Source organism: Amycolatopsis circi, assembly GCF_003385235.1.
In the GTDB taxonomy this organism is placed as follows: Bacteria; Actinomycetota; Actinomycetes; order Mycobacteriales; family Pseudonocardiaceae; genus Amycolatopsis; species Amycolatopsis circi.
In genome coordinates, this window is sequence record NZ_PQIA01000017.1 from 64,258 (window position 1) to 86,704 (window position 22,447).

Annotated in this window: 23 protein-coding genes and 1 tRNA gene; 16 read left to right on the top strand and 8 right to left on the bottom strand. The window is 68.8% G+C overall.

Going from position 1 to position 22,447, the window contains the following annotated elements:
• Positions 1–54: 54 nt before the first annotated feature.
• Genes D0D37_RS09480 through D0D37_RS09490 form a run of 3 tightly spaced genes read left to right on the top strand, consistent with a single transcriptional unit; the run spans position 55 to position 3,005 of the window.
• Positions 55–1,179, top strand: a complete 1,125-nt coding sequence (locus D0D37_RS09480) for a sensor histidine kinase (protein WP_116200133.1) — start codon at positions 55–57, stop codon at positions 1,177–1,179.
• Positions 1,176–1,829 (top strand): response regulator, encoded by a 654-nt coding sequence (locus D0D37_RS09485; RefSeq protein ID WP_037820214.1) that lies wholly within the window; start codon positions 1,176–1,178, stop codon positions 1,827–1,829. Before D0D37_RS09480 ends, D0D37_RS09485 begins: the two co-directional genes overlap by 4 nt.
• A gap of 18 nt (positions 1,830–1,847) precedes the next feature.
• Positions 1,848–3,005, top strand: a complete 1,158-nt coding sequence (locus D0D37_RS09490) for a PQQ-dependent sugar dehydrogenase (protein ID WP_116200132.1) — start codon at positions 1,848–1,850, stop codon at positions 3,003–3,005.
• A gap of 2 nt (positions 3,006–3,007) precedes the next feature.
• Here D0D37_RS09490 and D0D37_RS09495 read toward each other — a convergent pair whose 3' ends face one another.
• Positions 3,008–3,724, bottom strand: a complete 717-nt coding sequence (locus tag D0D37_RS09495; protein WP_116200131.1) for an SDR family NAD(P)-dependent oxidoreductase — start codon at positions 3,722–3,724, stop codon at positions 3,008–3,010.
• Positions 3,725–3,754: 30 nt separating this feature from the next.
• On the opposite strand from D0D37_RS09495, the gene D0D37_RS09500 reads away from it, so the two are divergent.
• Genes D0D37_RS09500 through D0D37_RS09510 form a run of 3 tightly spaced genes read left to right on the top strand, consistent with a single transcriptional unit; the run spans position 3,755 to position 5,077 of the window.
• Positions 3,755–4,288, top strand: coding sequence for a MarR family winged helix-turn-helix transcriptional regulator (locus tag D0D37_RS09500; protein WP_116200130.1), 534 nt, complete (start codon positions 3,755–3,757; stop codon positions 4,286–4,288).
• A 10-nt stretch (positions 4,289–4,298) separates the two neighbouring features.
• A complete protein-coding gene (locus tag D0D37_RS09505; RefSeq protein ID WP_116200153.1) occupies positions 4,299–4,697 on the top strand; it encodes an NUDIX hydrolase in 399 nt (132 codons plus the stop codon).
• Positions 4,697–5,077 carry a VOC family protein gene (locus tag D0D37_RS09510; protein ID WP_116200129.1) on the top strand — a complete coding sequence of 127 codons (381 nt, stop codon included), beginning with the start codon at positions 4,697–4,699 and terminating at the stop codon, positions 5,075–5,077. The genes D0D37_RS09505 and D0D37_RS09510 overlap by 1 nt, the downstream gene beginning before the upstream one ends.
• A gap of 4 nt (positions 5,078–5,081) precedes the next feature.
• Here D0D37_RS09510 and D0D37_RS09515 read toward each other — a convergent pair whose 3' ends face one another.
• Together D0D37_RS09515 and D0D37_RS09520 are read right to left on the bottom strand one after the other, a co-directional pair.
• The gene (locus tag D0D37_RS09515; protein WP_162834135.1) at positions 5,082–5,672 is read right to left on the bottom strand and encodes a TetR/AcrR family transcriptional regulator; all 591 of its coding nucleotides are present in this window, start codon (positions 5,670–5,672) and stop codon (positions 5,082–5,084) included.
• A gap of 139 nt (positions 5,673–5,811) precedes the next feature.
• A complete protein-coding gene (locus D0D37_RS09520) occupies positions 5,812–6,765 on the bottom strand; it encodes an acyl-CoA desaturase (protein ID WP_116200128.1) in 954 nt (317 codons plus the stop codon).
• A gap of 197 nt (positions 6,766–6,962) precedes the next feature.
• Between D0D37_RS09520 and D0D37_RS09525 the strand changes: the two genes are divergently transcribed.
• The 4 genes from D0D37_RS09525 to D0D37_RS09540 all read left to right on the top strand — a co-directional run bounded on the left by D0D37_RS09525 (position 6,963) and on the right by D0D37_RS09540 (position 11,323).
• Positions 6,963–7,034 (top strand) — tRNA-Gln (locus tag D0D37_RS09525).
• 90 nt (positions 7,035–7,124) lie between these two features.
• A complete protein-coding gene (locus D0D37_RS09530; RefSeq protein WP_116200151.1) occupies positions 7,125–8,804 on the top strand; it encodes a GGDEF domain-containing protein in 1,680 nt (559 codons plus the stop codon).
• A 45-nt stretch (positions 8,805–8,849) separates the two neighbouring features.
• The gene (gene glmU, locus D0D37_RS09535; protein ID WP_116200126.1) at positions 8,850–10,346 is read left to right on the top strand and encodes a bifunctional UDP-N-acetylglucosamine diphosphorylase/glucosamine-1-phosphate N-acetyltransferase GlmU; all 1,497 of its coding nucleotides are present in this window, start codon (positions 8,850–8,852) and stop codon (positions 10,344–10,346) included.
• Positions 10,343–11,323, top strand: coding sequence for a ribose-phosphate diphosphokinase (locus D0D37_RS09540; protein WP_116200125.1), 981 nt, complete (start codon positions 10,343–10,345; stop codon positions 11,321–11,323). Before glmU ends, D0D37_RS09540 begins: the two co-directional genes overlap by 4 nt.
• A 1,186-nt stretch (positions 11,324–12,509) precedes the next feature.
• On the opposite strand, the gene D0D37_RS09550 is transcribed toward D0D37_RS09540, so the two are convergent.
• Entirely contained in the window at positions 12,510–12,935 is a 426-nt protein-coding gene (locus D0D37_RS09550; protein WP_116200123.1) for a pyridoxamine 5'-phosphate oxidase family protein, read from the bottom strand.
• Positions 12,936–13,031: 96 nt separating this feature from the next.
• Here D0D37_RS09550 and D0D37_RS09555 point away from each other — a divergent pair, with 96 nt between their 5' ends.
• Positions 13,032–13,904, top strand: a complete 873-nt coding sequence (locus tag D0D37_RS09555) for a TIGR03621 family F420-dependent LLM class oxidoreductase (protein ID WP_116200122.1) — start codon at positions 13,032–13,034, stop codon at positions 13,902–13,904.
• Here D0D37_RS09555 and D0D37_RS09560 read toward each other — a convergent pair.
• Complete coding sequence (locus D0D37_RS09560) at positions 13,840–14,517, bottom strand: TetR/AcrR family transcriptional regulator (protein ID WP_116200121.1); 678 nt, start codon at positions 14,515–14,517, stop codon at positions 13,840–13,842. The two genes, D0D37_RS09555 and D0D37_RS09560, sit on opposite strands and share 65 nt — an antisense overlap.
• Before the next feature lie 110 nt (positions 14,518–14,627).
• Between D0D37_RS09560 and D0D37_RS09565 the strand changes: the two genes are divergently transcribed.
• Complete coding sequence (locus D0D37_RS09565) at positions 14,628–15,476, top strand: esterase/lipase family protein (protein ID WP_116200120.1); 849 nt, start codon at positions 14,628–14,630, stop codon at positions 15,474–15,476.
• 48 nt (positions 15,477–15,524) lie between these two features.
• Here the strand turns inward: D0D37_RS09565 and D0D37_RS09570 are convergent, their stop codons facing one another.
• Together D0D37_RS09570 and D0D37_RS09575 are read right to left on the bottom strand one after the other, a co-directional pair.
• Complete coding sequence (locus tag D0D37_RS09570; RefSeq protein WP_116200119.1) at positions 15,525–16,169, bottom strand: NAD(P)-dependent oxidoreductase; 645 nt, start codon at positions 16,167–16,169, stop codon at positions 15,525–15,527.
• 102 nt (positions 16,170–16,271) lie between these two features.
• Positions 16,272–17,387, bottom strand: coding sequence for a hypothetical protein (locus D0D37_RS09575; RefSeq protein ID WP_208719875.1), 1,116 nt, complete (start codon positions 17,385–17,387; stop codon positions 16,272–16,274).
• Between the two features lie 325 nt (positions 17,388–17,712).
• Between D0D37_RS09575 and D0D37_RS09580 the strand changes: the two genes are divergently transcribed.
• The 3 genes from D0D37_RS09580 (at position 17,713) to D0D37_RS09590 (ending at position 19,601) form a co-directional block, all read left to right on the top strand.
• A complete protein-coding gene (locus D0D37_RS09580) occupies positions 17,713–18,312 on the top strand; it encodes a 50S ribosomal protein L25/general stress protein Ctc (protein WP_116200117.1) in 600 nt (199 codons plus the stop codon).
• 10 nt (positions 18,313–18,322) lie between these two features.
• A complete protein-coding gene (gene pth, locus D0D37_RS09585) occupies positions 18,323–18,916 on the top strand; it encodes an aminoacyl-tRNA hydrolase (RefSeq protein ID WP_116200116.1) in 594 nt (197 codons plus the stop codon).
• 316 nt (positions 18,917–19,232) lie between these two features.
• Positions 19,233–19,601 carry a DivIVA domain-containing protein gene (locus D0D37_RS09590; protein ID WP_116200115.1) on the top strand — a complete coding sequence of 123 codons (369 nt, stop codon included), beginning with the start codon at positions 19,233–19,235 and terminating at the stop codon, positions 19,599–19,601.
• 110 nt (positions 19,602–19,711) lie between these two features.
• On the opposite strand, the gene D0D37_RS09595 is transcribed toward D0D37_RS09590, so the two are convergent.
• Positions 19,712–21,400, bottom strand: a complete 1,689-nt coding sequence (locus tag D0D37_RS09595) for a fatty acyl-AMP ligase (RefSeq protein WP_116200114.1) — start codon at positions 21,398–21,400, stop codon at positions 19,712–19,714.
• A gap of 259 nt (positions 21,401–21,659) precedes the next feature.
• Here D0D37_RS09595 and D0D37_RS09600 point away from each other — a divergent pair.
• Positions 21,660–22,447: DDE-type integrase/transposase/recombinase (locus tag D0D37_RS09600; protein WP_162834133.1), on the top strand; the 788-nt coding region annotated here is incomplete at its 3' end.

A 22,447-nucleotide genomic window follows, 5' to 3' on the forward strand; every position in this document is an offset into this window, starting at 1 on the left:
ACGACGCGCGCGACGACGATCTCGCGTTACGTTCGTTTCGTGCGGAGACTGGTCATGTGGGGGCGCAAGCAGCGGTGGTTGCTGGACTTGCCGCTGTACGCCGTCTTCGTCGCCTTCGGCCCCAACATCGCGGATCAGCAAACCTGGCTGCTGCGCATGGTTTCGATGCTCTTTCTGCTGCCTCTGTTGCTGCGTCGCCGCTACCCGCGCACAGTCGCGCTCCTGATCCTCATCGGAGTAGCGCTCGTCTATACGAACGAGATATGGGCGTATGACCGTGGCCGCAGCGACCTCGCGATGGCGGTGGTCCTGTACACGCTCGTCAAAGCCGGTGACAGATGGTTCATCGGCTTCGCGGTAGCTGTCGTGGGCCTGGATGCCTTCTGGGGATTTACCTGGGGCACCAACACTCTGAACCCGACGCTCACCATCTTCGGCGCACTGCCGCTGTACTTGGCGGCCTGGGCTCTCGGCGCGTTCTTCCGGACGAAGGAACAACTCGCCGAAGAAGAACGACTGCGAGCGGAGCTGGCGGCCTCCGAAGAACAAGCGCGCAGTCGCGCGTCAATAGCCGAAGAGCGTACGAGGATCGCGCGCGAGCTTCACGACGTACTCGCACACAGCATGAGCGTGATCGTCCTGAACGCCGAAGGAGCGAAGCTCGCGCGCCATCACGACCCGGACGCTGTCGACCGTACGCTCGACACCATCAGCAAAACCGGTCGTTCCGCGTTAGCCGAGCTTCGGCGGCTGCTGGAGGTAATGCACGCTGGCGAACCCGCGCGCGCTCCGCAGCCGACGCTCGACCAGTTGCGCACGCTAGTCGCGCAGTCCGGCCGCGACATCACCCTCGAAGTCAACGGCGACATCGCCGACCTGCCCGCCGGTGTCGCGCTTCAGGCGTACCGCATCGTCCAGGAGGCCTTGACCAACATGCTCAAACACGCGCCGCCCGACGCGACCGGACGGGTCCGAGTCACCTTCGCCGGTCCGGAAATCCGCCTCGAAGTCACCAACTCCGGCGGGCGGCAACCGGTCGCGGCGGGACTGCCCGGGTCCGGACGCGGGCTCACCGGCATGGCCCAGCGCGTCGCGATGTACCACGGCAAACTCGAAACGGGCGCGCGGCCGGACGGCGGCTACCGCGTGTCGGCGACGCTGCGGACGGACGCCGCATGACGTCCGTGCTGATCTGCGACGACCAGGAGCTGGTGCGCGTCGGGCTGCGGATGATCGTCGACAGCCAGCCCGACCTGGAGGTGGTCGCGGAAGCGGGCGACGGCGCGGAAGCTGTCGAACTCGCCCGCGCGCGGCGGCCGGACCTCGTGCTGATGGACGTGCGGATGCCGGTGCTCGACGGCGTCGCGGCCACCGCGCAGATCTGCGCCGAACTGCCGGACACCTCGGTGCTGGTGATCACGACGTTCGACCTCGACGAGTACGCCTACTCCGCGCTTCGCGCCGGCGCCAGCGGATTCCTGGTCAAGGACGCGCCGTCGGACGAGATGCTGGTGGCGATCCGCGGCGTGCTGCGCGGCGACGCGATGGTGTCGCCGTCGGTCACGAAACGCCTGCTCGACCGCTATCTCAGCGCGCACCGGACGCCGCTGGACGAGCAGAAGCTGGAGACGCTGACCGAACGCGAAAAGGACGTGCTGGGCCTGATCGCGCGAGGACTGTCGAACACCGAGATCGCCGGGACGCTGTTCATCGGCGAGACGACGGTGAAGACGCACGTCGGACGGTTGCTGAACAAGCTCGGGCTGCGCGATCGGGTGCACGCGGTCGTGTTCGCGTACGAATCCGGATTGGTTCGTCCTGGCGGCTGAATCGGGCATGCTGGACCCATGCGTCTCGTCGCGTTGCTCGCCTCCGTCCTGGTGCTCGCCGCCTGCTCGGCCGCGCCAGCGAGCGCCCCGGCTCCAGCGGCACCGGAGTCCGGCAAGTTCGCCGTGCAGGAGGTCGCCGACGGCCTCGAACACGGCTGGGACGTCGCGTTCCTTCCCGACGGTTCGCTGCTCGTGCCGCAGCGTCCCGGCAAGCTCGCGCTGATCCGCGACGGCCGGAAGACCGACGTGCGCGCCGATTTCTCCGACGTCCTCGTGCAGGGCGAAGGCGGTCTGATGGGCCTGGTCCTGGCGGCGGATTTCGCGACGTCGCGCGAGTTCACCACCTGCCAGACGCATCAGGAGAACGGACGCGCGGTAGACGTCCGGCTCGTCACCTGGCGGCTCGCCGACGACGGCGCGAGCGCGGCCAAGGTGCGCGACCTGCTGACCGGCCTGCCGGTGAACCCGAGCGGACGGCATTCCGGCTGCCGCCCGACGCTCGCTCCGGACGGCGCGCTGCTCGTCGGCACCGGCGACGCCGCGCGGTCGACGGTGGCGCAGGACCGGCACAGTCTCGGCGGCAAGGTCCTGCGCATCAACGCGAAGACCGGGGAACCGTTGCCGGGCAACCCGTTCCTGTCGTCCGCCGATCCGAACGAACGCCGGATCTACACCTACGGCCACCGGAACGTGCAAGGTGTCGCGATCCGGCCGGGAACCGGGCAGGTGGTCACCTCCGAGCACGGACCGGCGTTCGACGACGAGGTGAATCTCCTGCGGCCAGGCGGGAATTACGGCTGGGACCCGTCGAAGGGCGGCACCGACCCCAACTACGACGAGAGCGTTCCGATGACCGACACCACCCGGTTCCCGGACGCGGTTCGTCCATTGTGGACCACCGGACAGATCACCGAGGCGACCAGCGGCGACGCGTTCCTCACCGGCAAGCAATGGGGAGCGAACGAAGGCGCGTTGGTCGTGGTGGCGTTGAAGGGGCAGAAACTCCTGCTGCTGCACCTGGACGCCGCCGCGAAGGTCACCGGAGTGACGCTGCCCGCGGAATTCAACGACAAATTCGGCCGGTTGCGAGCCGCCCGAAGCGGCCCGGACGGCTCGCTGTACGTGACGACTTCCAACGGCAGCAACGACAAAGTGCTGCGCGTGACCCCTGGCTGAGGTCAGCCGACGTACGCGCCGCCGTTCACGTGCACGACCTGGCCGGTGACGTGTCCGGCCTCCGGGGAAGCCAGGAAACGCACTACCTCGGCGACATCCTCCGGTTTGCCCGCGCGTTTTGTCATCGTGTTCTCGACCAGCCGCTCCTGACGTTCGGCGGAGAGTTTGCCGCGGAAGAATTCGGTGTCCACGATCAGCCCCGGCGCGACAATGTTCGAGGTGATCCCGCGCGACCCGAATTGGCGAGCGGTTTCGGTATTCCAGACTTCCACCGCAGCCTTCGCCCAGCCGTACGATTCAGCGCCGGTGTGCCCCGCGATCGAGCCGATGGTGACGATGCGGCCGTTGTCGGCCAGTCGCTCCCGCAGCGCTGTCGTCACGAACGCGGCGCTGAACAGATTCGCCCGGATGTTGGCCGTCCAGGCAGCGTCGAGCGCTTTCAATCCCTCGCCAGCGGAGCCCAGGAAATCCGTGTTGCCGCCAGCGTTGTTCACCAGCACGTCGATGCGTTCGGGCAACTGATCGCACTCCGCCTCGACCGCCTCGGGGTCGCTCGCGTCGAAGCTCACCGCACGCGCGCCGAGCAGCGTCGCCGCCTCGGTGAGCACGTCCTCGCGCCTTCCGGTGATCGTGACCTGATCGCCGTCCCGGACAAACGCCGCGGCGATCGCGTATCCGATTCCAGCGCTTCCCCCGGTTACCACTACGTCCCGTTTCATCTCACGTCCTTTATTGCTAAAGTACCTCTGGTGGACGACGGTACCGGCGGCGGGGAAAACCCGTCAAGCGACGAGGTGGACGAGATTCAGCAGGCGTGGCTGCGAGAGCGGCCGGGCACGCCGGTGTCGTCCATCGGCGTGATCACGCGGATCTGGCACATCGCGAAACTGCTGGAGGACGACCGGCGCGCGACCATGCTGGAACTCGGGATGGACGCGTCCACCCGCACTTTGCTCAGCACGCTGCGCCGGGCCGGGCCGCCGTACCGGCTCAGCGCGGGCGAACTCGCGAAACGCTGCCGGGTCAGCCCCGGCGCGATCTCCCAGCAGACCGCCCGTGCCGAACGCGACGGCCACGTCCGCCGGGTGAAGTCCACTTCGGACCGTCGCGGGGTGTACGTCGAGCTGACCGAGGACGGTCACGAGCTGATCGAGCGAACCGTCGGATATCTGCTGGAGCACGAGGAAACCTTGGTGTCCGCACTGTCCCCGGCCGAACGCGATCAACTGGCGGATCTCTTGCGCATCCTGCTCGCGGACCTGGACCGGCGGGCGCGGAGGTAAGGTGGCTGGCATGCCCACCATCGACAAAGTCGCCTGGCTGCACGTGGTCGACGGCAAGCTTCTCGCCGCGCGTTCAGCGGGCAAGGACACCTGGTACCTGCCCGGCGGGAAACGCGAAGAGGGCGAGTCGGACGTCGAAACGCTGGTCCGGGAGATCTCCGAGGAACTGAGCGTGACTCTGGATCCGGCTTCCGCGCAGCTGGCCGGTTCTTGGGAAGCACAGGCGCACGGCAAAGCGGACGGCGTCGTGGTGCGGATGACTTGCTACACCGCGGATTACACCGGCGAGCTGAAGCCGAGCAGCGAGATCGAATCGTTCGGCTGGCTCGCCCACGCCGACCGCGACCGGGTGTCGGCGACGGTCCAGCTGATCCTGGACGACCTGCACGCACAAGGAAAACTGGTCTGATGCTGCGACTCGGAATCACGGTGCTCGGAGTCGCCGACGTCGAACGCGCGATGCGGTTCTGGTCCGAGGCGCTCGGGCTCGCCGAGGACCCGGAATGGGCGAGCGAGACGTGGCGGACGCTGGCACATCCCGGCGGCACGCACGCACTGGGGCTGATGCGCAGCGAATCGCCCGCTGAGTCGAGGCCTCGGCTGCATCTGGATCTGTACACCGACACCGCCGATGAGCAACGCGCCGAGGTGGAACGGCTCATCGACCTCGGCGCACGACGGGTCGACTGGAAGCACTACCCGCCCAAACCGGACTTCGTAGTCCTCGCCGACCCTGACGACAACCTGTTCTGCGTCGTGGACCTCAGCAACGCGCCCTCCGGCGGTTAAGCACTCAGCCGAGCAACCGCGGCTTGTTCTCCAAGTGCGACAACCCGTTCCACGCAAGATTCACCAGATGCGCGGCGACCTCGTCCCGCTTCGGTTTGCGTGCGTCCAGCCACCACTGCCCGGTGAGCGCGACCATGCCGACGAGCGCCTGCGCGTAGAGCGCGGACAGCTTCTCCTCGTACCCGCGCGCGGCGAACTGCTGCGCGAGGATGTGCTCGACCTGGCTGGCGATGTCGTTGAGGACCGTCGAAAAGGTGCCGGTGGAGCTGGCGACCGGCGAATCACGGACGAGAATGCGGAAACCGTCGTGCGAATCCTCGACGTAGCTCAGCAACGCGACGGCGGCCTGCTCCAGCATCACCCGCGGATGTCCGCCGTGCAGCGTCGAGATCATCCGGTCGAGCAGCAGCTGCGTCTCGCGGTCCACAACGACGGCGTAAATGCCTTCCTTGCCGCCGAAGTGCTCGTAGACGACCGGTTTGGACACGTTCGCCCGCGCGGCGATCTCCTCGACGGACGTGCCGTCGAAACCCTTTTCGGCGAACAGCGCACGCGCCACGTTGAGCAATTGCTGTCTGCGCTCGGTGCCCGTCATGCGCACCCGGGCGACCGGTGCGGCCGGTCGCGCGCCGGTGACCGCCGCTTCTCGCTTCGCCCGTCGTCTCCCCGCCATTCGCAGCAGGGTAGTCGTGAGTGGCAATCCCGGTTAGAACCGGGATTGCCACTCACGACCCTTACTCAGCCGCGATCCGGGCCAGCCGCTGCGGGGTCGGCCACCGCACGTCGTGCACCCAGCCGAACTTCTCGAAGATCCAGATCAGCCGCGCCGACATGTCGATCTGGCCGCGCTTCACGCCGTGCCGGGCCGAGGTCGGGTCAGCGTGGTGCAGGTTGTGCCACGACTCGCCGAAGGAGAAGATCGCCAGCGGCCAGAAGTTCGCCGAACGGTCGCGCGCGGCGAACGGACGCTCGCCGATCATGTGGCAGATCGAGTTGACCGACCAGGTCACGTGGTGCAGCACGCAGACGCGGACCAGGCCCGCCCAGAAGAACGCGGTCACCGCGCCCCACACCGACCACGAGATCAGGCCGCCCAGCAGCGCCGGGCCGAACAGGCTCACCAGCGACCACAGCCAGAACAGGTCGTCGACCTTGCGGATGGCCGGGTCCTTCACCAGATCCGGCGCGAACCGCGCCTGGTTGCTCTGGTCGCGCTCGAACAGCCAGCCCATGTGCGCGTGCCAGAAACCCTTGGCGATGGCCAGCGGCGAGGTGCCGTAAGCCCACGGCGAGTGCGGGTCGCCGTCGCGGTCGGAGAACGCGTGGTGGCGCCGGTGGTCAGCCACCCAGGTGATCACCGGTCCCTGCAACGCGACACTGCCCGCGATCGCCATCACGACGCGCAGCCACGGCTTCGCCTTGAACGAACCGTGGGTGAAGTAGCGGTGGTAGGCGACGGTGATGCCCAGCCCGCTGATTCCGTAGAACACGACAAACAGCGCGACGTCCGTCCAGGTCAGTCCCCAGCCCCAGGCGAACGGAACCGCGACCAGCAGCGCCACGATCGGCAGCAGCACCCCGAAATACACCGACAGCTGAACGCCGATCCCGCGCTGTCCGTCGATGATCGGCTTGGGGCCCTTCGGCGGGTCGCCCGCTGACTGAGAACGATCGAGGGTGGCCGTCATGCGCTCACTTCTTTCCTCTCACAACCCCTGGCGAAGGGTGCCCTTACCTACGGTGTCGTAAGTTACGGTACAGGAGGTTTCCGGCGCTGTGGAGGCCCGAAAAGTCCGATTGCCCGGTGCCCGGGACGGCCCTGTGGCGCACGCCTCCCCCTCCTGGCGCCCCCGTCCTCGATCATCGCTATCCTGACCAGGACCGATCCGCCGTAGTGTAATCGGCAGCACTTCAGATTTTGGTTCTGACAGTTCAGGTTCGAATCCTGGCGGCGGAGCTGCACATCCGGCGAGGGCGATGGGAGTGGGGGCGGCTGAGCGAGGAACCGAGCGACCCCGCGGGCGCCCGTCGCCCGACCCTGGTCGAGATGTCGGACGCGTGGCTGGTGGGGCGCGCGCGGGAACTCATCGCGGCCGTTCAGCGCCAGGAGCACGAAAACCAGCTCGAGATCGTCAAGATCATGGACGAGCTGCTCGAGGAGACTCTGCGCCGGGGAGAACCCACGCTCGTCGCCCAGCTGCTGCGCGCCTCCGCCTTCTCCCGGCTCGTCACCCGCGGCCTCGCCGCCGAGGCCGAACCCCGGCTCGACGAAATGCTCGCGCACACTCGCCGGCACGGTCTGTCCCTTCTTCGCGCGGACGCGCACGCGCTGCGCGGGCGCCGGCTCGTGCTCGCCGCGCAAGAAGACGCCGCGCTCACCGAGATCGCCCGCGCGCTCGCGATCCTCGACGACTCCACGATTCCGGACCGCCAGATCGGCGTCCGCAACTGGAACCGCATGCAGTCGATGGCGCTCATCGACTGCTGGATAGTGCTCAACCAGCTCGGCGTCTACGAGGCCGCCGAAGAGGTGATCGGCCGCGCGCACCAGGCGATCCGGGAAAGCGCTAGCCCGCACGAGATCACCCTGCAGCTGATGAACCGGGTCAAGATGCTGCTCGGCTGGGGCCTTCGGCTCGAGCGGATCGAGCAGTACGACGAATCGGCGGAGAAGTTCCGCACCGCCGCGTCGATGGCGGTGGCCGCGGAAGGCCCGTTCGCCGAATCGCTGTTCCCGCGCAAAATCGGAGTGTCCGCGGTCGACCAGGTCGGCGTGCTGGCCGCGGCGCTCGCGCTGCACGACCCGGCCGCCGAGCACGTCGAACGGCTGCAGGGCATGCATCTCGGCCACCACTATCCGCACGAGCAGGAACTGGTCGCGATCGCGCTGGCCCGCTGCCTCGACCAGGCCGGCCGCCGCAGCGACGCGCTGCAGGTGCTGCGCGAGGCCCGCGACGTGCTGGCCGAGGACGTCTCGCAGCCCTCGATGCGGCTCACTCTCTCCCGCGAACTCGCCCGGCTCGACCCGGAAGCCGCGAGCCAGTCGCTGATCGACTACGCGACCGCGCTGGAAACCGAAATGTGGGCGCTGCGCGAATCGCAGATCGCCACGCTGAACGCGCGCCGCGAGCATGAACGGCTGTCCGCCGAACACGGTGCGATCACCCAGCAGGCGCTGCAGGATCCGCTCACCGGCCTGCCGAACCGGCGCGCGCTCGACGAACGGCTGCGCGCGCTGGCGTCGTCGGCGGACGCGCAGCCGCTCGCGGTCGCGCTGGTCGACCTCGACGGGTTCAAGGGCGTCAACGACAAGCAGTCGCACGCCGAGGGCGACAACGTTTTGCGTGTTGTCGCAAGCACTCTGCGCGACGCTCTGCGCGGCGACGACGTGGTGGCCCGCTACGGCGGCGACGAGTTCATCGTGCTGCTGCCCACCGCGCCGGCGTCGGCGGCGAAGATGGCGCTCGGTCGCGCGGCCAAATCCGTCGCGACACTGCCTCATCACCTGTCGCACGGTGTGACGCTGTCCATTGGTCTCGTGTCGTTGCGTCCGCAGGAGCGGGCCGAGCAGGTGCTCGCGCGCGCGGATGCGGCGATGTACGAAGCGAAACGCGGCGGTGGCAACCAGGTGGCGTCGGCCAACTCGATGGCGGGCGACGGCATGGGCGGCTGGCCTGGGGAAACGGCTCCGACCGACCCCGCGTGGAGCGCGGAGAACCCCACGTAGGATCGTTGGTGCTCGTCAACGCACCGGTGAATCGTTGGGAGACTCGTGAGCGGCCCGCTGAGCACGCTGATCCTCGCTGCGGGTGAGGGCACCCGCATGCGTTCCTCCACTCCTAAGGTGTTGCACCCGATCGCCGGAAGGCCGCTGGTGGAACACGCTGTGCGCGCCGCCGCCGGCCTCGCGCCGCAGCATCTGGTGGTCGTGATCGGACACGGCCGCGACGCCGTGCGCGCCGAACTCGACCGGGTCGGCGAGGCGCTCGGCCGCGAGGTCGCCACCGCCGTGCAGGAAGAGCAGAAGGGCACCGGGCACGCCGTTTCGTGCGCGCTGGCCGAACTGCCGGAAGGACTCACCGGCACCGTCGTCGTCAGCTACGGCGACGTTCCGCTGCTGGACACCGAAACCCTCGAAGCACTGCGGGCCGAGCACACCAAGGCGGGCAACGCGGTCACCGTGCTCACCGCCGAGGTCGCCGACCCGACCGGCTACGGCCGCATCGTCCGCGGTGCCGACGGTTCGGTCAGCGCGATCGTCGAGCACAAGGACGCGACGCCGGACCAGCGGGCGATCACCGAAATCAATTCCGGTGTCTACGCCTTCGACGCGGCCGTGCTGATCGACGGCCTGTCGCGGCTGTCGACCGACAACGCGCAGGGTGAGCTTTACCTCACCGACGTCCTCGGCATCGCGCGCGAGGACGGCAAGGGCGTCGGCGCGCTCGTGGTTGACGACCCGTGGGTCACCGAGGGCGTGAACGACCGCGTGCAGCTTTCGGTGCTCGGGGCCGAGTACAACCGCCGCATCGTGCGCCGCTGGCAGCGCGAGGGCGTCACGGTCACCGACCCGAACACCACCTGGATCGAGGCGGACGTCACGCTCTCGCGCGACGTGCTGATCGAGCCGAACACCCAGCTCAAGGGCCGTTGTTCGGTCGGCGAGGGCTCCGTTGTGGGCCCGGACACCACGCTGACCGACGTGCAAATCGGCGCGGGCGCTTCGGTCGTCCGCGTGCACGGTTCGGGCTCTGAGCTGGGCGACGGCGTGAATGTCGGCCCGTACACGTTCCTGCGGCCGGGCACGAAGCTCGGTGCGAAGGGCAAGCTGGGCGCGTTCGTCGAGACGAAGAACGCGCAGATCGGCACCGGAACGAAGGTGCCGCATCTCACGTACGTAGGCGACGCGATCGTCGGCGACCACAGCAACATCGGCTGTTCCAGTGTGTTCGTGAACTACGACGGGGTGAGCAAGCACCAGACCGTTGTCGGTTCGCATGTCCGGCTCGGGGCGGACAACACGCTGGTCGCGCCGGTGCGGATCGGGGACGGCGCTTACAGTGGAGCCGGTGCGGTGATCCGCGACGACGTCCCGCCTGGCTCACTGGCGCTGTCGGCCGGTCCGCAGCGCACCATCGAAGGCTGGGCGGTCCGGCGCAGGCCGGGCACGCCCGCGGCGGAGGCGGCGGAAGCCGCTCTCGCCGCCCAGCAGCAGGACACCGTTGTGTCCGAGTCAGCAGCAGGAACCGACGGGGAGTCGCCAGCATGAGTCCGAAGTCAGGTACGCCGAAGAAGAATCTGATGCTCTTCTCCGGGCGTGCGCACCACGAGCTCGCGGAAGAGGTCGCCAAGCACCTCAACGTGACGATCACCCCGCAGACCGCGCACACGTTCGCCAACGGCGAGCTGTTCGTGCGGTTCGAGGAGTCGGTGCGCGGTACCGACGCGTTTGTGATCCAGGCGCACACCACGCCCATCAACGAGTACGTGATGGAGCAGCTGATCATGGTGGACGCGCTCAAGCGCGCGAGCGCCAAGCGGATCACCGTGGTCATGCCGTTCTATCCGTACGCGCGCCAGGACAAGAAGCACAAGGGCCGCGAACCGATCTCGGCGCGGCTCATCGCGGACCTGTTCAAGACCGCGGGCGCGGACCGGATCATGACGGTCGACCTGCACACCGCCCAGATCCAGGGCTTCTTCGACGGCCCGGTCGACCACCTGATGGCACAGTCGGTCCTCGCCGACCACATCAAGTCGACGTACGGCAACGCGGACATCACCGTCGTTTCGCCGGACTCGGGCCGCGTGCGCCTGGCAGAGAAGTGGGCGCAGCAGCTCGGCGACCGGCCGATCGCGTTCATCCACAAGACGCGCGACCCGGACAAGCCGAACCAGGCGGTCGCCAACCGCGTGGTCGGCAAGGTCGAGGGCAAGCTCTGCGTGCTGATCGACGACATGATCGACACCGGCGGCACGATCGTGAAGGCCACCGAGGCACTGCTGGAGGAAGGCGCGGCGGACGTGGTCATCGCGACCACGCACGGCATCCTCTCCGACCCGGCCACCGAGCGGCTTTCGCAGTGCAAGGCGCGCGAGGTCATCGTGACGAACTCGCTGCCGATCCCGGAAGAGAAGCGCTTCCCGGGGCTGACCGTGCTGTCCATCGCGCCGATGCTCGCGGAGGCCATCCAGCAGGTGTTCGAGGACGGCTCGGTCACCTCGCTGTTCGACGGCAACGCCTGAATCTCGGCAGCTTTCTGAACGGTTCTGAACTACGCGGCCCGAGTTGGCGGCGCGGCCTGAATGAGGTCGCACCCGCTGGCTCGGGTCGCGTCGTTTGGTGACTGCGCCCGTTTGCCGGGGTGGTGCACGCCTAAGCAGTGCTGTCCGCGCCGGGCGGCCCGGTGTGAGGCAGGCGGTGCTGCCGCCGTGCGCAGGCACACCGAACGTTAGGCAAAGTCGACTGCTCCGGGCCGCGCCGCCGATCTAGGCGCACCGTCCAATCCAGACCGCATCGCCCAGCCCAGCCACGTCGCCCCGGTGAGGCTGCGTCATCGGGCCCCAACCGCCGCTCAATGCGAGCCACGGTCGCCCAGCCCAGCCGCGTCACCCGGCCCAGCCACGTCACCCGGCCCGGCCGCATCGCCCAGCCCAGCCGCGCTGCCCCGCCGAGACCGCGCCATCGTGCCCGACCACCGCTCAACTCGAGCCACGGTCGCTCGGCCCAGCCGCGCGACCCCACTCCGGCCGCATCGCCCAGCCCAGCCGCGCTGCCCGCCGAGGCCGCGCCATCTGGCCCGACCGTCGCTCGGCTCAAGCCACGGTCGACCCAAGCCCAGTCGCACCACCTCGACCGGCCGCACCACCTCGACCGGCCGCATCGCCCAGCCCAGCCGCGTCACCTCGGCCCGGCCGCGTCACCCACTCCAGCCGCGTCACCTCGGCCCAACCGCGCCACTCCACTCCAGACGCGTCACCTGGTCCGGCCGCATCGCTCGGGCCAGCCGCGCGCGCTGCCCCGCCGAGACCGCGCCATCAGGCCCCACCACCGCTCAACTCGAGCCACGGTCGCCTGGTCCGGCCGCATCCCTCAGCCAAGCCGAGCCACCCCCGCCGAGGCCGCATCCCTCAGCCCAGCCAAGCCACCCCGCCGAGGCCGCGACGTCTGGCCCAGCCCAGCCGCGCCACCTCGACCCGGCCGCATCGCCCAGCCCGGCCACACCGCCCCACTCCAGCCGTGTCACCTCGCCTCTCCGAGGCCGCACCTCGCCTCGTCTGACCGAAGCAGCCCGTCCAGGCCGTCGGATCCGTTAAGGCTTCGCCGCGTCCAGCTCCGCCCGCGAACCGCACCGCCGCTACCGAGCAGCCGCGCCATTGTCATCAGCCAAAGACAACCCTCCGCTCCTCACTTCGCGCCCTAGTCAAACCGTCACACCGCGCCCATGTCCGAGGACAACCACCTCTCCGGCCGCATATGGATCGCCATGTGCTCCCCCAGCTGCGTCCGCTCGAACTCCACATACCCGGCCACCTTGTCGGCAGGCAGGTACCGCGACGCCATCTCCCACGTCAGCTCGTAGCTGCCCGGCCGCGTCCGCACGACCGGACCCTCCACCGACACGTACCGCACCGTCGGCTCGACCCGTTGCACCATCAGGCTGAACCGTCCGGCCGCCTCGATCGCCTTTGCCTTGCGCGAGTTCGGTTCCGTGATCACCCACAGCTCGCCGCCCGGGGTGTACTGGTACCAGATCGGCACCGTCAACGGCGCGCGGTCCGGGCGCTCGACCACGGCGAGCGCGCCGATGTGCGGTTCGGCCAGAAACTGTTCCCGTTCTTCAATCGACAACACCATGCCCTCGAAGCTAGCGACGGGGTACGACAAAAACCGGGTTCCGCCGGGGGCGAAAACTGATGCATCACCCGTCCGGGACTGGCTAGCGTCGCAGCCATGGGGAAATTTGAATTCGGCGTCAGTCTGCGGCTCACGGCCGACGGCACTGAGTGGACCGAGAAATGCCGGCGCGCCGAGGAACTCGGCTACGACCACCTGACTGTGCCCGATCACCTCGGGCCGGGGCGGCTGTCGCCGTTCCCGGCGCTCACGGCCGCGGCGGCGGTGACCGAGCGGGTGCGGGTCGGCACGTTGGTGTCCAATGTGCCCTTCTATAACCTGGCGCTCTTCGCCCGCGACGTCGCCACCACCAACAAACTCACCGGCGGCCGCTTCGAACTCGGCCTCGGTTCGGGCCACATGAAGCACGAGTTCGACGACGCCGGACTGCCGTGGCGCAAAGCCGCCGACCGGATCGCGTACCTCACCGAAGGTCTCGCCGAGCTGCGCACCCGCGTCGAGGACGAGGGCGGCATGCCGAAGCTGCTGATCGCGGGCAACAGCGACGGCGTGCTGAAGCTCGCGGCGGAACACGCGGACATCGCCGGGTTCGCCGGTCTCCGCCAGGATCGCGGACGTCCGCCGGGCACGTTCGTGCTCGACAACGACGTGGCGATGGACGAGCGGATCGCGTATTTCCGTTCCCTGGCAGGGGATCGCGAGATCGACTACAACATGCTGATCCAGCGCGTCGTGGTCACCGACGACCGCCGCGAAGCCGCTGCGGAATGGCACGTCGAGACCGAGGAACGCAGCGCAGCGGACGTCGACGAGCTGCTGCGCGCACCGCAGCTCCTCTTCGGCACGGTGGACGAAATGGTGCAGCAGCTGATCGCGCACCGCGAGCGGTACGGCTTCTCCTACTTCACCGTTTTCGAGGCGATGATGGAGACTTTCGCGCCGGTGGTGGCTGAACTGCGGGGTCGCTAGCCGCCGCCTGCACCTTCGCGACGGCGTCCCCGGCGATCAACGTCAGCACTCGGCCGAGGAGACCGTCTGGCACCGCTTCGTCGTCGATGTCGGCTTCCACGGCCAATCCGTTGCTCAACGCGAGCAGCACGACGGCGAATTCCTCGGCAGGCAACGGAAGTTCGAGGTCCAACCCCTCGGCGAGCCGGTTCAACGCACGCGCGATCGTGTCGCGAACTTCCCGGCGGCGCCGGCGCAATGCGTCGCGCCGCCGGTCGTCGTGGTGCGCCATCGCGAAGAACTCGGCCAGCAACCGGTGCCACACCGCGTCGGCGCGCATTTCGTACATCAGCACCGCGGCGACGTTCGCCAATCCCGCGCCGCCGTCGTCCGCTCCCGCGAAACCCGCCAGGCTCGCTTCGAGCCGGTGCGCGGCGTGCTCTTCCATCAACGCCAGCACCAGCTCGTCTTTCGACGCGAAACTCGAGTAGACCGCGCCTTTCGTCAGCCCGGCCGCCGCGGCCACCTCGGTCAGTTTCGTCGCGGCGATGCCCTGTTCCCCGAACACGGCGAAGGCCGCGTCGAGAATGCGCCGCCGGGTCTCCGCCCGTGTCGGCCGCGTCCGGCCGGTCATCGGCTTCTCCCTCATCCGGGGGTTGACACTGGATCAGTCCGCTCAATACCTTCAGGTATCCAATACCCCCGGGTATCCACTGTCAAGGACGACAGGGAAGGACCGCTCCGATGAGGTTGCGCATCGTCCTGGCCGCCGCGGCATTGCTGACCGCCGCGTTCGCCGCCCCAGCCACCGCCGCGGCAAGGACCGGCGGCGTCAACGATCCCGGATGCCGGCCGAGCGCGGCGCATCCGCGTCCGGTGGTGTTCCTGCACGGACTCGGCGCGACGTCCTATGAGGACTTGAACTACCTGCAGGATCACGTCGCTGCCAAGGGATACTGCACCTTCAGCCGGACCTACGGCGCGTACCCGCAGTTTCCGGTAGTCGGCGGACTTCGCCCGATCGCTGACTCCGCAACGGAAATCAAGCAGTTCGTCGGCGAAGTACTGGCGGAAACCGGTGCGGTGCAAGTGGATCTGGTCGGGCACTCCGAGGGCGGATTCCAGTCCCTGTACGTCACGAAGACGCAAGGCATCGCCGACCGGATCGGTTCCGTCGTGGCGATCGCGCCGCCAACGCACGGCACCACATTCGCCGGGCTGACGAAGCTGGCCTACCTGCTGGGAGCGCGCGACGAGGTCGGCAAAGCGCTCGCCGCGGTCGGCTGCCCAGCTTGCGACAACCTGATCACCGACGGCAGCGCGGTCCAGACGCTCACGAACGGTCCCATCGCGCAGCCCGGCGTGCGCTACACCGTCCTCACGTCGCGGGTCGACGAACTAGTCACGCCCACCGAAACGTCTTTCGTGCGCGAGCAGGGCGTCACGAACGAATACGTCCAGGACACCTGCCCGTTCGACCCCGTCGGGCACATCGGCGAGGCCTACGACCTCAACGTCTGGAACCTGGTCACCAATGCGCTCGACCCGGCGCACGCCGAGAAATTCCTTTGCACCGCCGGATCTCCCGGCTGACGCACTGCAAAACCCGGTGGTGCCGCGAAGCATCACCGGGTTCCGCGCTCAGTACGCCAGCGTGAACCGGGCGCGCGAGTGCTTCGGCTCTTCGATCTCGTCCAGGAACGCGATCGCCAGGTCCGCGCCGCTGATGTGGGAGCGGCCGTCGGCGTCGCTGACCAGCACGTCGCCGCCGAGGCGGAACTTGCCGGTGCGTTCGCCGGGGATCCAGGAACCGAACTCGGCCGCCGGGCTGACGTAGAACCAGTCGACGTCGCCGGGCAGTTCGCGCAGCGCCTCCAGGACGAGGACGTGACTGCCCGCCTCCGGCTTGTACTCCTCCGGGAACTCCGGGGTGTCGATCACGCGCGGCCCGTCCTCGCTGACGCGCAGCGAACCGGCGCCGCCGACGATCGCCAGCCGCGCGCCGTTCGCGCGAGCCGCTTCCACCAGCGTCGGCAGGGCGTCCACCAGACGGCGGCCTTCGTCGTCCGCGCGGCCCGGCGTCGCGATCACCAGCACGTCAGCGCCCTTGGCCACCGAAGCGACGAATTCCGCGTCGTGCATCGACCCCGACCGCGCCTCGACACCGGAGGGCAAACCCTCGGCCTTGCGCGCGACCCCGGTCACGGAGTGCCCGCGCCGCAGCGCCTCGTCGGTGATCCGGCCGCCGGCGAATCCCGTTGCGCCGAACACCACCAGCTTGCTCATTGCCGCTCCTCGAAAAGAAAGTCCGTCTCGTCGCAGCCGATGGTAAGGATCGGTCTTCGGCTACTTCAACGGAAGAAGCGCACCCCGAGGTGAGCGTGCAGGTCAGCCGCCGAGCGCGGCGAACGCGGTGGCCAGCTTCGCCTTCACCGCGTTCGCGTCGACCGGCGACCGCACCTCGGCGACCGCCGTCGGCTTCGCCAGCACCTGGTAGCTCGCGGTGCGGTTGGGCAGGCTGAATTTGACCGAACAGGACATCGTGATGGTCGCGTCCGCGGCCGCGTCGCCCTCGGTGGCGCAGCTTTGCGAGCCGAGCGTGTCCGCGCTGATCTCCACCGAAAGCTTGATGTGCACGTTCGGTTTCGAGCCCGGCTGATTGCCGACGACGCTGTTCGAAACGTCCACTGTGGTCTTGCAGGAACCGACGTAGTCCTGGCAGTCGAGTTTGTCGTTGAGCACCGTGACGCTCGCCTGCGCGAGGCCGTCGAACGGCTGCCCGACCGCGTCGACCGCGGCGTTGAAATCGGTGTGGAACTGCTTGATCTCAGCATCGCTGAGCGGCCGGACGCGGAACGCCGCACCCAGCTTCGGGCCGCCGCGCGGGTCGAGCAGCGCCGGCGCGAACCCGGTGACCCGATGCGGTTCGGCAGTGGTCACCTGCAGCGCGCCGCCGAGGTCGTACACCTCGGTGCCGTCCGGCAGCTTCTGCTTCCGCGGCGCGCCGGTCCCGAGTCCGCCGAGCGCCTTGCGCAGTTCGCCGGCGAGCTTCGGCGGGGCCAGCCGGGCGGCCGGGTCGACCGGCAGTTCGCTCCCGACGGTGTGCACCCATCCGCCGCCGAACTGGGTGCTGTTCTCCTCCAGGCCGTGCGACTTCCAGTAGTCCGCGTCGGCCGCGAGGTACAGCTGCCCGTCCGGTTCGGTGATCCGCACGGACTTGCCTTCCAACGGCAGCGCGCCGAAGCCGTTGCCGTCGCGCGCGACGCGATACGTCAGCGTCGCCGGGTTGCCGGCGCCGTCCTTCAGCGTCGCGTCGTATTGCAACGCCGGCGCCTGCTCCAGCGCCTGCAGCGCGGCGTCGACCGCCGTCTGCTGCTGCGCACGCTGCGTAGCCAGCTGCCGGTCGGCATCGGACAGGCCCGCCGTGCCCGTCACCGCGACCTGGCAGCCCGCCAGAAGCCCGCCCAGCAGCACCAGTGCTGTCGCAGTCCATCGAACCCGCATGTCGGCCGCCCCTCTTTCCGCGGGAATCATGCCACCCCCGCGAGAACGGCGGGCGGGACGGGAATTGTGTCGTCACCCACCCGCCCGGGGGAGCCTCTCCCTACCCGGTGCGTGCCCGCGCGGACCGGCTGGTTTACACTTCTCGGGTTGTCTCGGCGAGGCGGGTGCGCCTGTAGGTGCCCGGCGTGATCGACGCGGCGGCTCGAGAAGCCCCGTGGTCTGCTCACGCCCGCAATCTCGCCGCCGTGCACAACCGCCCCCGAGCAGAGATCGACGATCCCGCCGCCCCCTGCCGCACGTCGTGTGATTGAAGGAGTGCTACACCGTGTCCGAGGTACGTCTTTCCGTCGAACCGCGCACCGAGTTCGGAAAGGGTGCCGCCCGCCGCACCCGTCGCGCCGGCAAAATCCCCGCGGTGCTCTACGGGCACGGCTCGGACCCGCGGCACTTCGCGCTGCCGGCCATCGAGTTCGCCCGCGTCGTCCGCGAGAACGGCACCAACGCCGTCATCACGCTCGACCTGCAGGGCGCCGTCGAGCTGGCGCTGACCAAGACCATCGTGGTCCACCCGCTCAAGAACTACATCGAGCACGTCGACCTGCTGGTCGTCAAGCGCGGCGAGAAGGTCACCGTCGACGTCCCGGTCGTCGTCTCCGGCACCCCTGGCCCGGGCACCCTGGTCGCCCAGGACATCGACACGATCCAGGTCGAGGTCGAGGCGCTGCACATCCCGGAGCAGTTCGAGGTCTCCGTCGAGGGCATCGAGGCGGGCACCCAGATCACCGCCAGCCAGATCAGCCTGCCCGCGGGCGCCGAGCTGGTCACCGACCCCGAGGCGCTCGTCGTCGCCGTCAACGAGGCCCCGCGCGGCTCCGCTGACGAGGACGCCGAAGCCGAGGAAGCCGCTGCCGAAGCCGCCGAATAAACTCGCTTTCGTGAGTGAAGACCTGCCCGGGGCCGGCGAGCTGATTCTGCTCGCCGGCCTTGGCAATCCCGGGCCGCAGTACGCCGGAAACCGGCACAACGTCGGGTTCATGGTGCTCGACGAGCTGGCCCATCGGGTCGGCGGCAAGTTCAAGGCCCATCGCAGCGGGGCCGAGGTGCTCGAGGGCAGGCTTTCGGGCTCCCGCGTGGTGCTGGTGAAGCCGCGGTCGTTCATGAACCTCTCCGGCGGTCCGGTGGTCGGCGCGGCCCGGTTCTTCAAGGTCCCGCCGTCCGGCGTCGTGGTGGTGCACGACGAGCTGGACGTCGATTTCGGCGCGCTGAAGCTCAAGCTCGGCGGCGGCGACAACGGGCACAACGGACTGCGGTCCATCACCAAATCGCTCGGCACGCGCGACTACTACCGCGTGCGTTTCGGCATCGGGCGGCCGCCGGGCAGGCAGGATCCGGCGGATTTCGTGCTGAAGGATTTCTCGACGGTCGAGCGCAAGGAGCTCCCGTTCGAGGTCGACCGGTGCGCGGACGCTACTGAGGCGTTGCTTTCGCAGGGGCTGGCGGCGGCGCAGAACGCGTTTCACGCGGCCTGAGCCTTCTGCCCGTCCCGCAGAAGTCCGTGAGGGGAACCCTGACGGACTCTGATTCCCTCAGGGTTCCCCTCACGGACTTCCACACTCCGGATCGGCGGATCGGCGATACTGCGCGCGACCTCGTCGGGGTCGTTTGGGCCGTTGTGCGTGTGGGTGAGTCGCGGTGGCCGTGCGTGACGGAATTCTCACTCGATGGGCGGCTTCTGGGGCCCTGATCGAGTCGTCCCGGCGGGTGCGGGCTTCCCGGGGTCGCCGGGACCGGTTAGGACGGGTTCAGGAGAACGCATCACCCCGACCCTGAATCGGAGAATGATCCATGTCGTTTACCGCCGAGGATCTCGCTGAGGTCGCTTTCGGTAACGCCCCGATCGGCCGTCGCGGCTACGCCAAGCAGGAGGTCGACGACTTCGTGCGGCGGATCGCCAAGACGATCGCCGACGAGGACGATCTCACCGCGGCCGAGGTCCACCACGTGCTGTTCTCCAAGCCGCTGATCGGCAAGCGCGGATATGACGAGCGCGAGGTCGACCAGTTTCTTGACGAGGCGGAGACGCAGCTGGCCGAACGCTCCGGACGGCGGGCCCCGATGATCCCGGGAAGCCGGGACCACAGCGAGGCCACCGCGGGGCGCGCCGCCTGGCCCGTCGTCGCCGAAGCCCCGGCCGAACGGCTGCCCGGCCGGTAATTCCGCGAATTCTGCCGCGAAGGCCGCTTCGAGGAACCCTCGAAGCGGCCTTCGTCGCGTTCAGGTGCGGCCCGGTCGCCTGGCGAAAACCCGCGAACGGCCGGGAAAGATCAACTGTCCGCGTTCTTGGCGATCTTCTCCGCATACTGCGCCGCGGTAGCCGCCCGCTTCACCTTGCCGGAAGGGGTCTTGGGCAAGCTCCCCGCCGGAAGCACCACCACTGCGAAGGGGCGCATGTCCACCGCGTCCCGGACCCGGGCGGCGATTTCCTTGGACAAGCGGGTTTCCTCGGCGGCGTCACCGGCCAGTTTGGACTCCACGACCACGGCGAAGCGCTCGCGACGGCTGCCCGCGTCCAGGCGGACCGCGACCGCGTTGCCTGCCCGGACGCCGTCCACCGAGCCAGCGGCACGCTCGATGTCTGTCGGGTACAGGTTGCGGCCGCCCATGATGATGACGTCCTTGCGGCGGCCGCAGATCACGATCTGGCCGTCGGCCAGGTAACCCAGGTCGCCGGTCTTCATCCAGCCGTCCGGGTCCTGCGTGTCCACCGGGCCGTTGACCGTCAGGTAGCCGGGCGTCACGGCCTCGCCGCGCAGGCGGATCTCGCCGACCTGACGATCGCCCAGTTCGGCACCGGATTCGTCGACGATGTCCGCTTCCAGGCCGTCCAGCGGGCGGCCCAGCAGGGCGAACGAGCGCACCTCGTCCGTGCCGCGGCGAGGGTCGCCTTCGGGGACTGGCACTGCGCGGTTGTCGGCTTCCAGAGCGTCCGCCTCGACGACGTCCAGGGTGAGGCCGGTGAACAGCGGCGCGAACGAGACCGCCAGCGTCGCCTCTGCCATGCCGTACGCGGGGAACACGCACTCGGGCGGCATGTTGAACCGCTTTCCGGCGTCCACAAAGGTCTGCACGGCCGTTTCGTCGATCGGCTCCGCGCCGTTGAGCGCGATGCGCAGCTTCGACAGGTCGTAGGCGTTGTCGTCCTCGACTCGCGCCATGCGCTTGCCGACGATGGCGTACGCGAAGTTCGGCGCGGCCGTCGTGGTGCCGCCGTACTTGCTGATCAGCTCCGGCCAGATCAGCGGCCCGGTCAGGAATTCGACCGGGGTGATCTTGACCAGTTCGACGCCGAACGTCATCGGCACGGTCAGGAAGCCGACCATGCCCATGTCGTGGAAGGTCGGCAGCCACGACACCATCACGTCGGTGTCGAACTCGAACTCCGCGCGGTCGACCATCGCCTTGACGTTGGTGTACAGGTTGCCGTAGGTGATCCGGACGGCCTTCGGCTCCGCGGTGGATCCGCTGGTCAGCTGCAGCAGCGCGGTGTCGCCCTCGGCGGTCTTCACGATCTCGGCCAGCGGTTGCGCGGCCGCCAGTTCGGAGATCAGCCGGTAGCTGATGCCCTTGCCCTCGAGCACCGGGGCGAGCTGGTCGAAGGGTTCGCCCAGCACGACCAACTCGGCCCCGATCATCTCGAGCACCTTCACCGTGTCCTCGGCCCATTCGGCGAGGTCGGTGCGCGGCGTCGGCTGGTGCAGCATCGTCACGCTGCCGCCGGTGAGCCACACCGCCTGCACGGTCGGCGCGATGAGCACCGGGGCGGCGGCCAGCACCGCCACCGCGCTTCCCGGCTTCAATCCGCCGCTGACCAGCCCGCCCGCGATCCGGCGCGCTTCGTCGTGCACCTGGGCCCAGGTCCGGCGCACCGGCTCCTTGGGCTCGCCGGTCACCATGCCGCGCCGTTGCCCCCGGTCCGCCGCAGTCCCGACGAGTGTGTCCACAAACCGACTCATGTGCGTCAGATTACTGTCCGGTTTTTCCGGCACTGCCCTAGGCGGCGTGAACAGCGGATGTCCGAAGTCAGACGGGTCGCGGACGCACCCGGTCCAGATACGCCTGCGGCAGCTCCTCGCGGGCCTCGTGAGTGGCTACGCCGGTTCTAACCGGTGTTCAGTCTCATGAGTTGTGGCGTAGGGCGTGTCTTTGGTGATGTGTCGCTTGGTCGTCGTTTTGGCTTGGGCCATGGCGAGGAAGCAGGCGATGATGCGTCTCATGGACGCGACTCTGGTTGCCGGTGCGAAGATCGACAACGTGGCCCAGTGGTGCCGGGTCAACGGGGTGAATCCGCGCACGTTCTACCGGCACCGCAAGCGGATCGAGGAAGAAGGGCGGTGGGAGCCGCGGTCGCGTCGGCCGAGGACCAGTCCGACCGCGACGCCGGAGCAGGTGGTGTCGGCGATCGTGCGGTTGCGCGGGGAGCTGGCCCCGGACAACGGCGCGGACAACATCCGGGCCGCGCTGGAAACGCTCGCCGCCGAGCAGGACTGGGCCGGGCGGGGCTGGCGGGTGCCGGTCCGGGCGACGGTCAACCGGGTCCTGGACCGGGCGGGCCTGCTGGCGAAGAACCCGGCCAAACGGCCCCGGTCGTCCTGGCGGCGGTTCTCCTACGCCCGGCCGAGGGACTGCTACCAGATCGACGGCACCCGGCACACGCTGGCCGACGGCACGAAGGTCGTGGCCGTCGACGTGATCGACGACTGCTCCCGGGCCTGGGTCGCCTCCCACGTCGCACCGGCCGAAACGGTCGAGGCGGCGCTGGCCGCGATGGACAAGGCGATCGCCGAATGGGGCGCCCCGGGCATGGCGCTGGCCGACAACGGCGCCGCGTTCGCGCACCGCGACCGCGCCAAGGACAAGACCCTGACCAGCCGTTTCTCCCGCACCCTCGCCCGCGACCACGGGATCCGGGTGATCCACTCCAGCCCGTACCACCCGCAGACCTGCGGCAAGGTCGAACGCCTGCACCAAACCGCGGACAAACTGCTCGACCACCACTACCC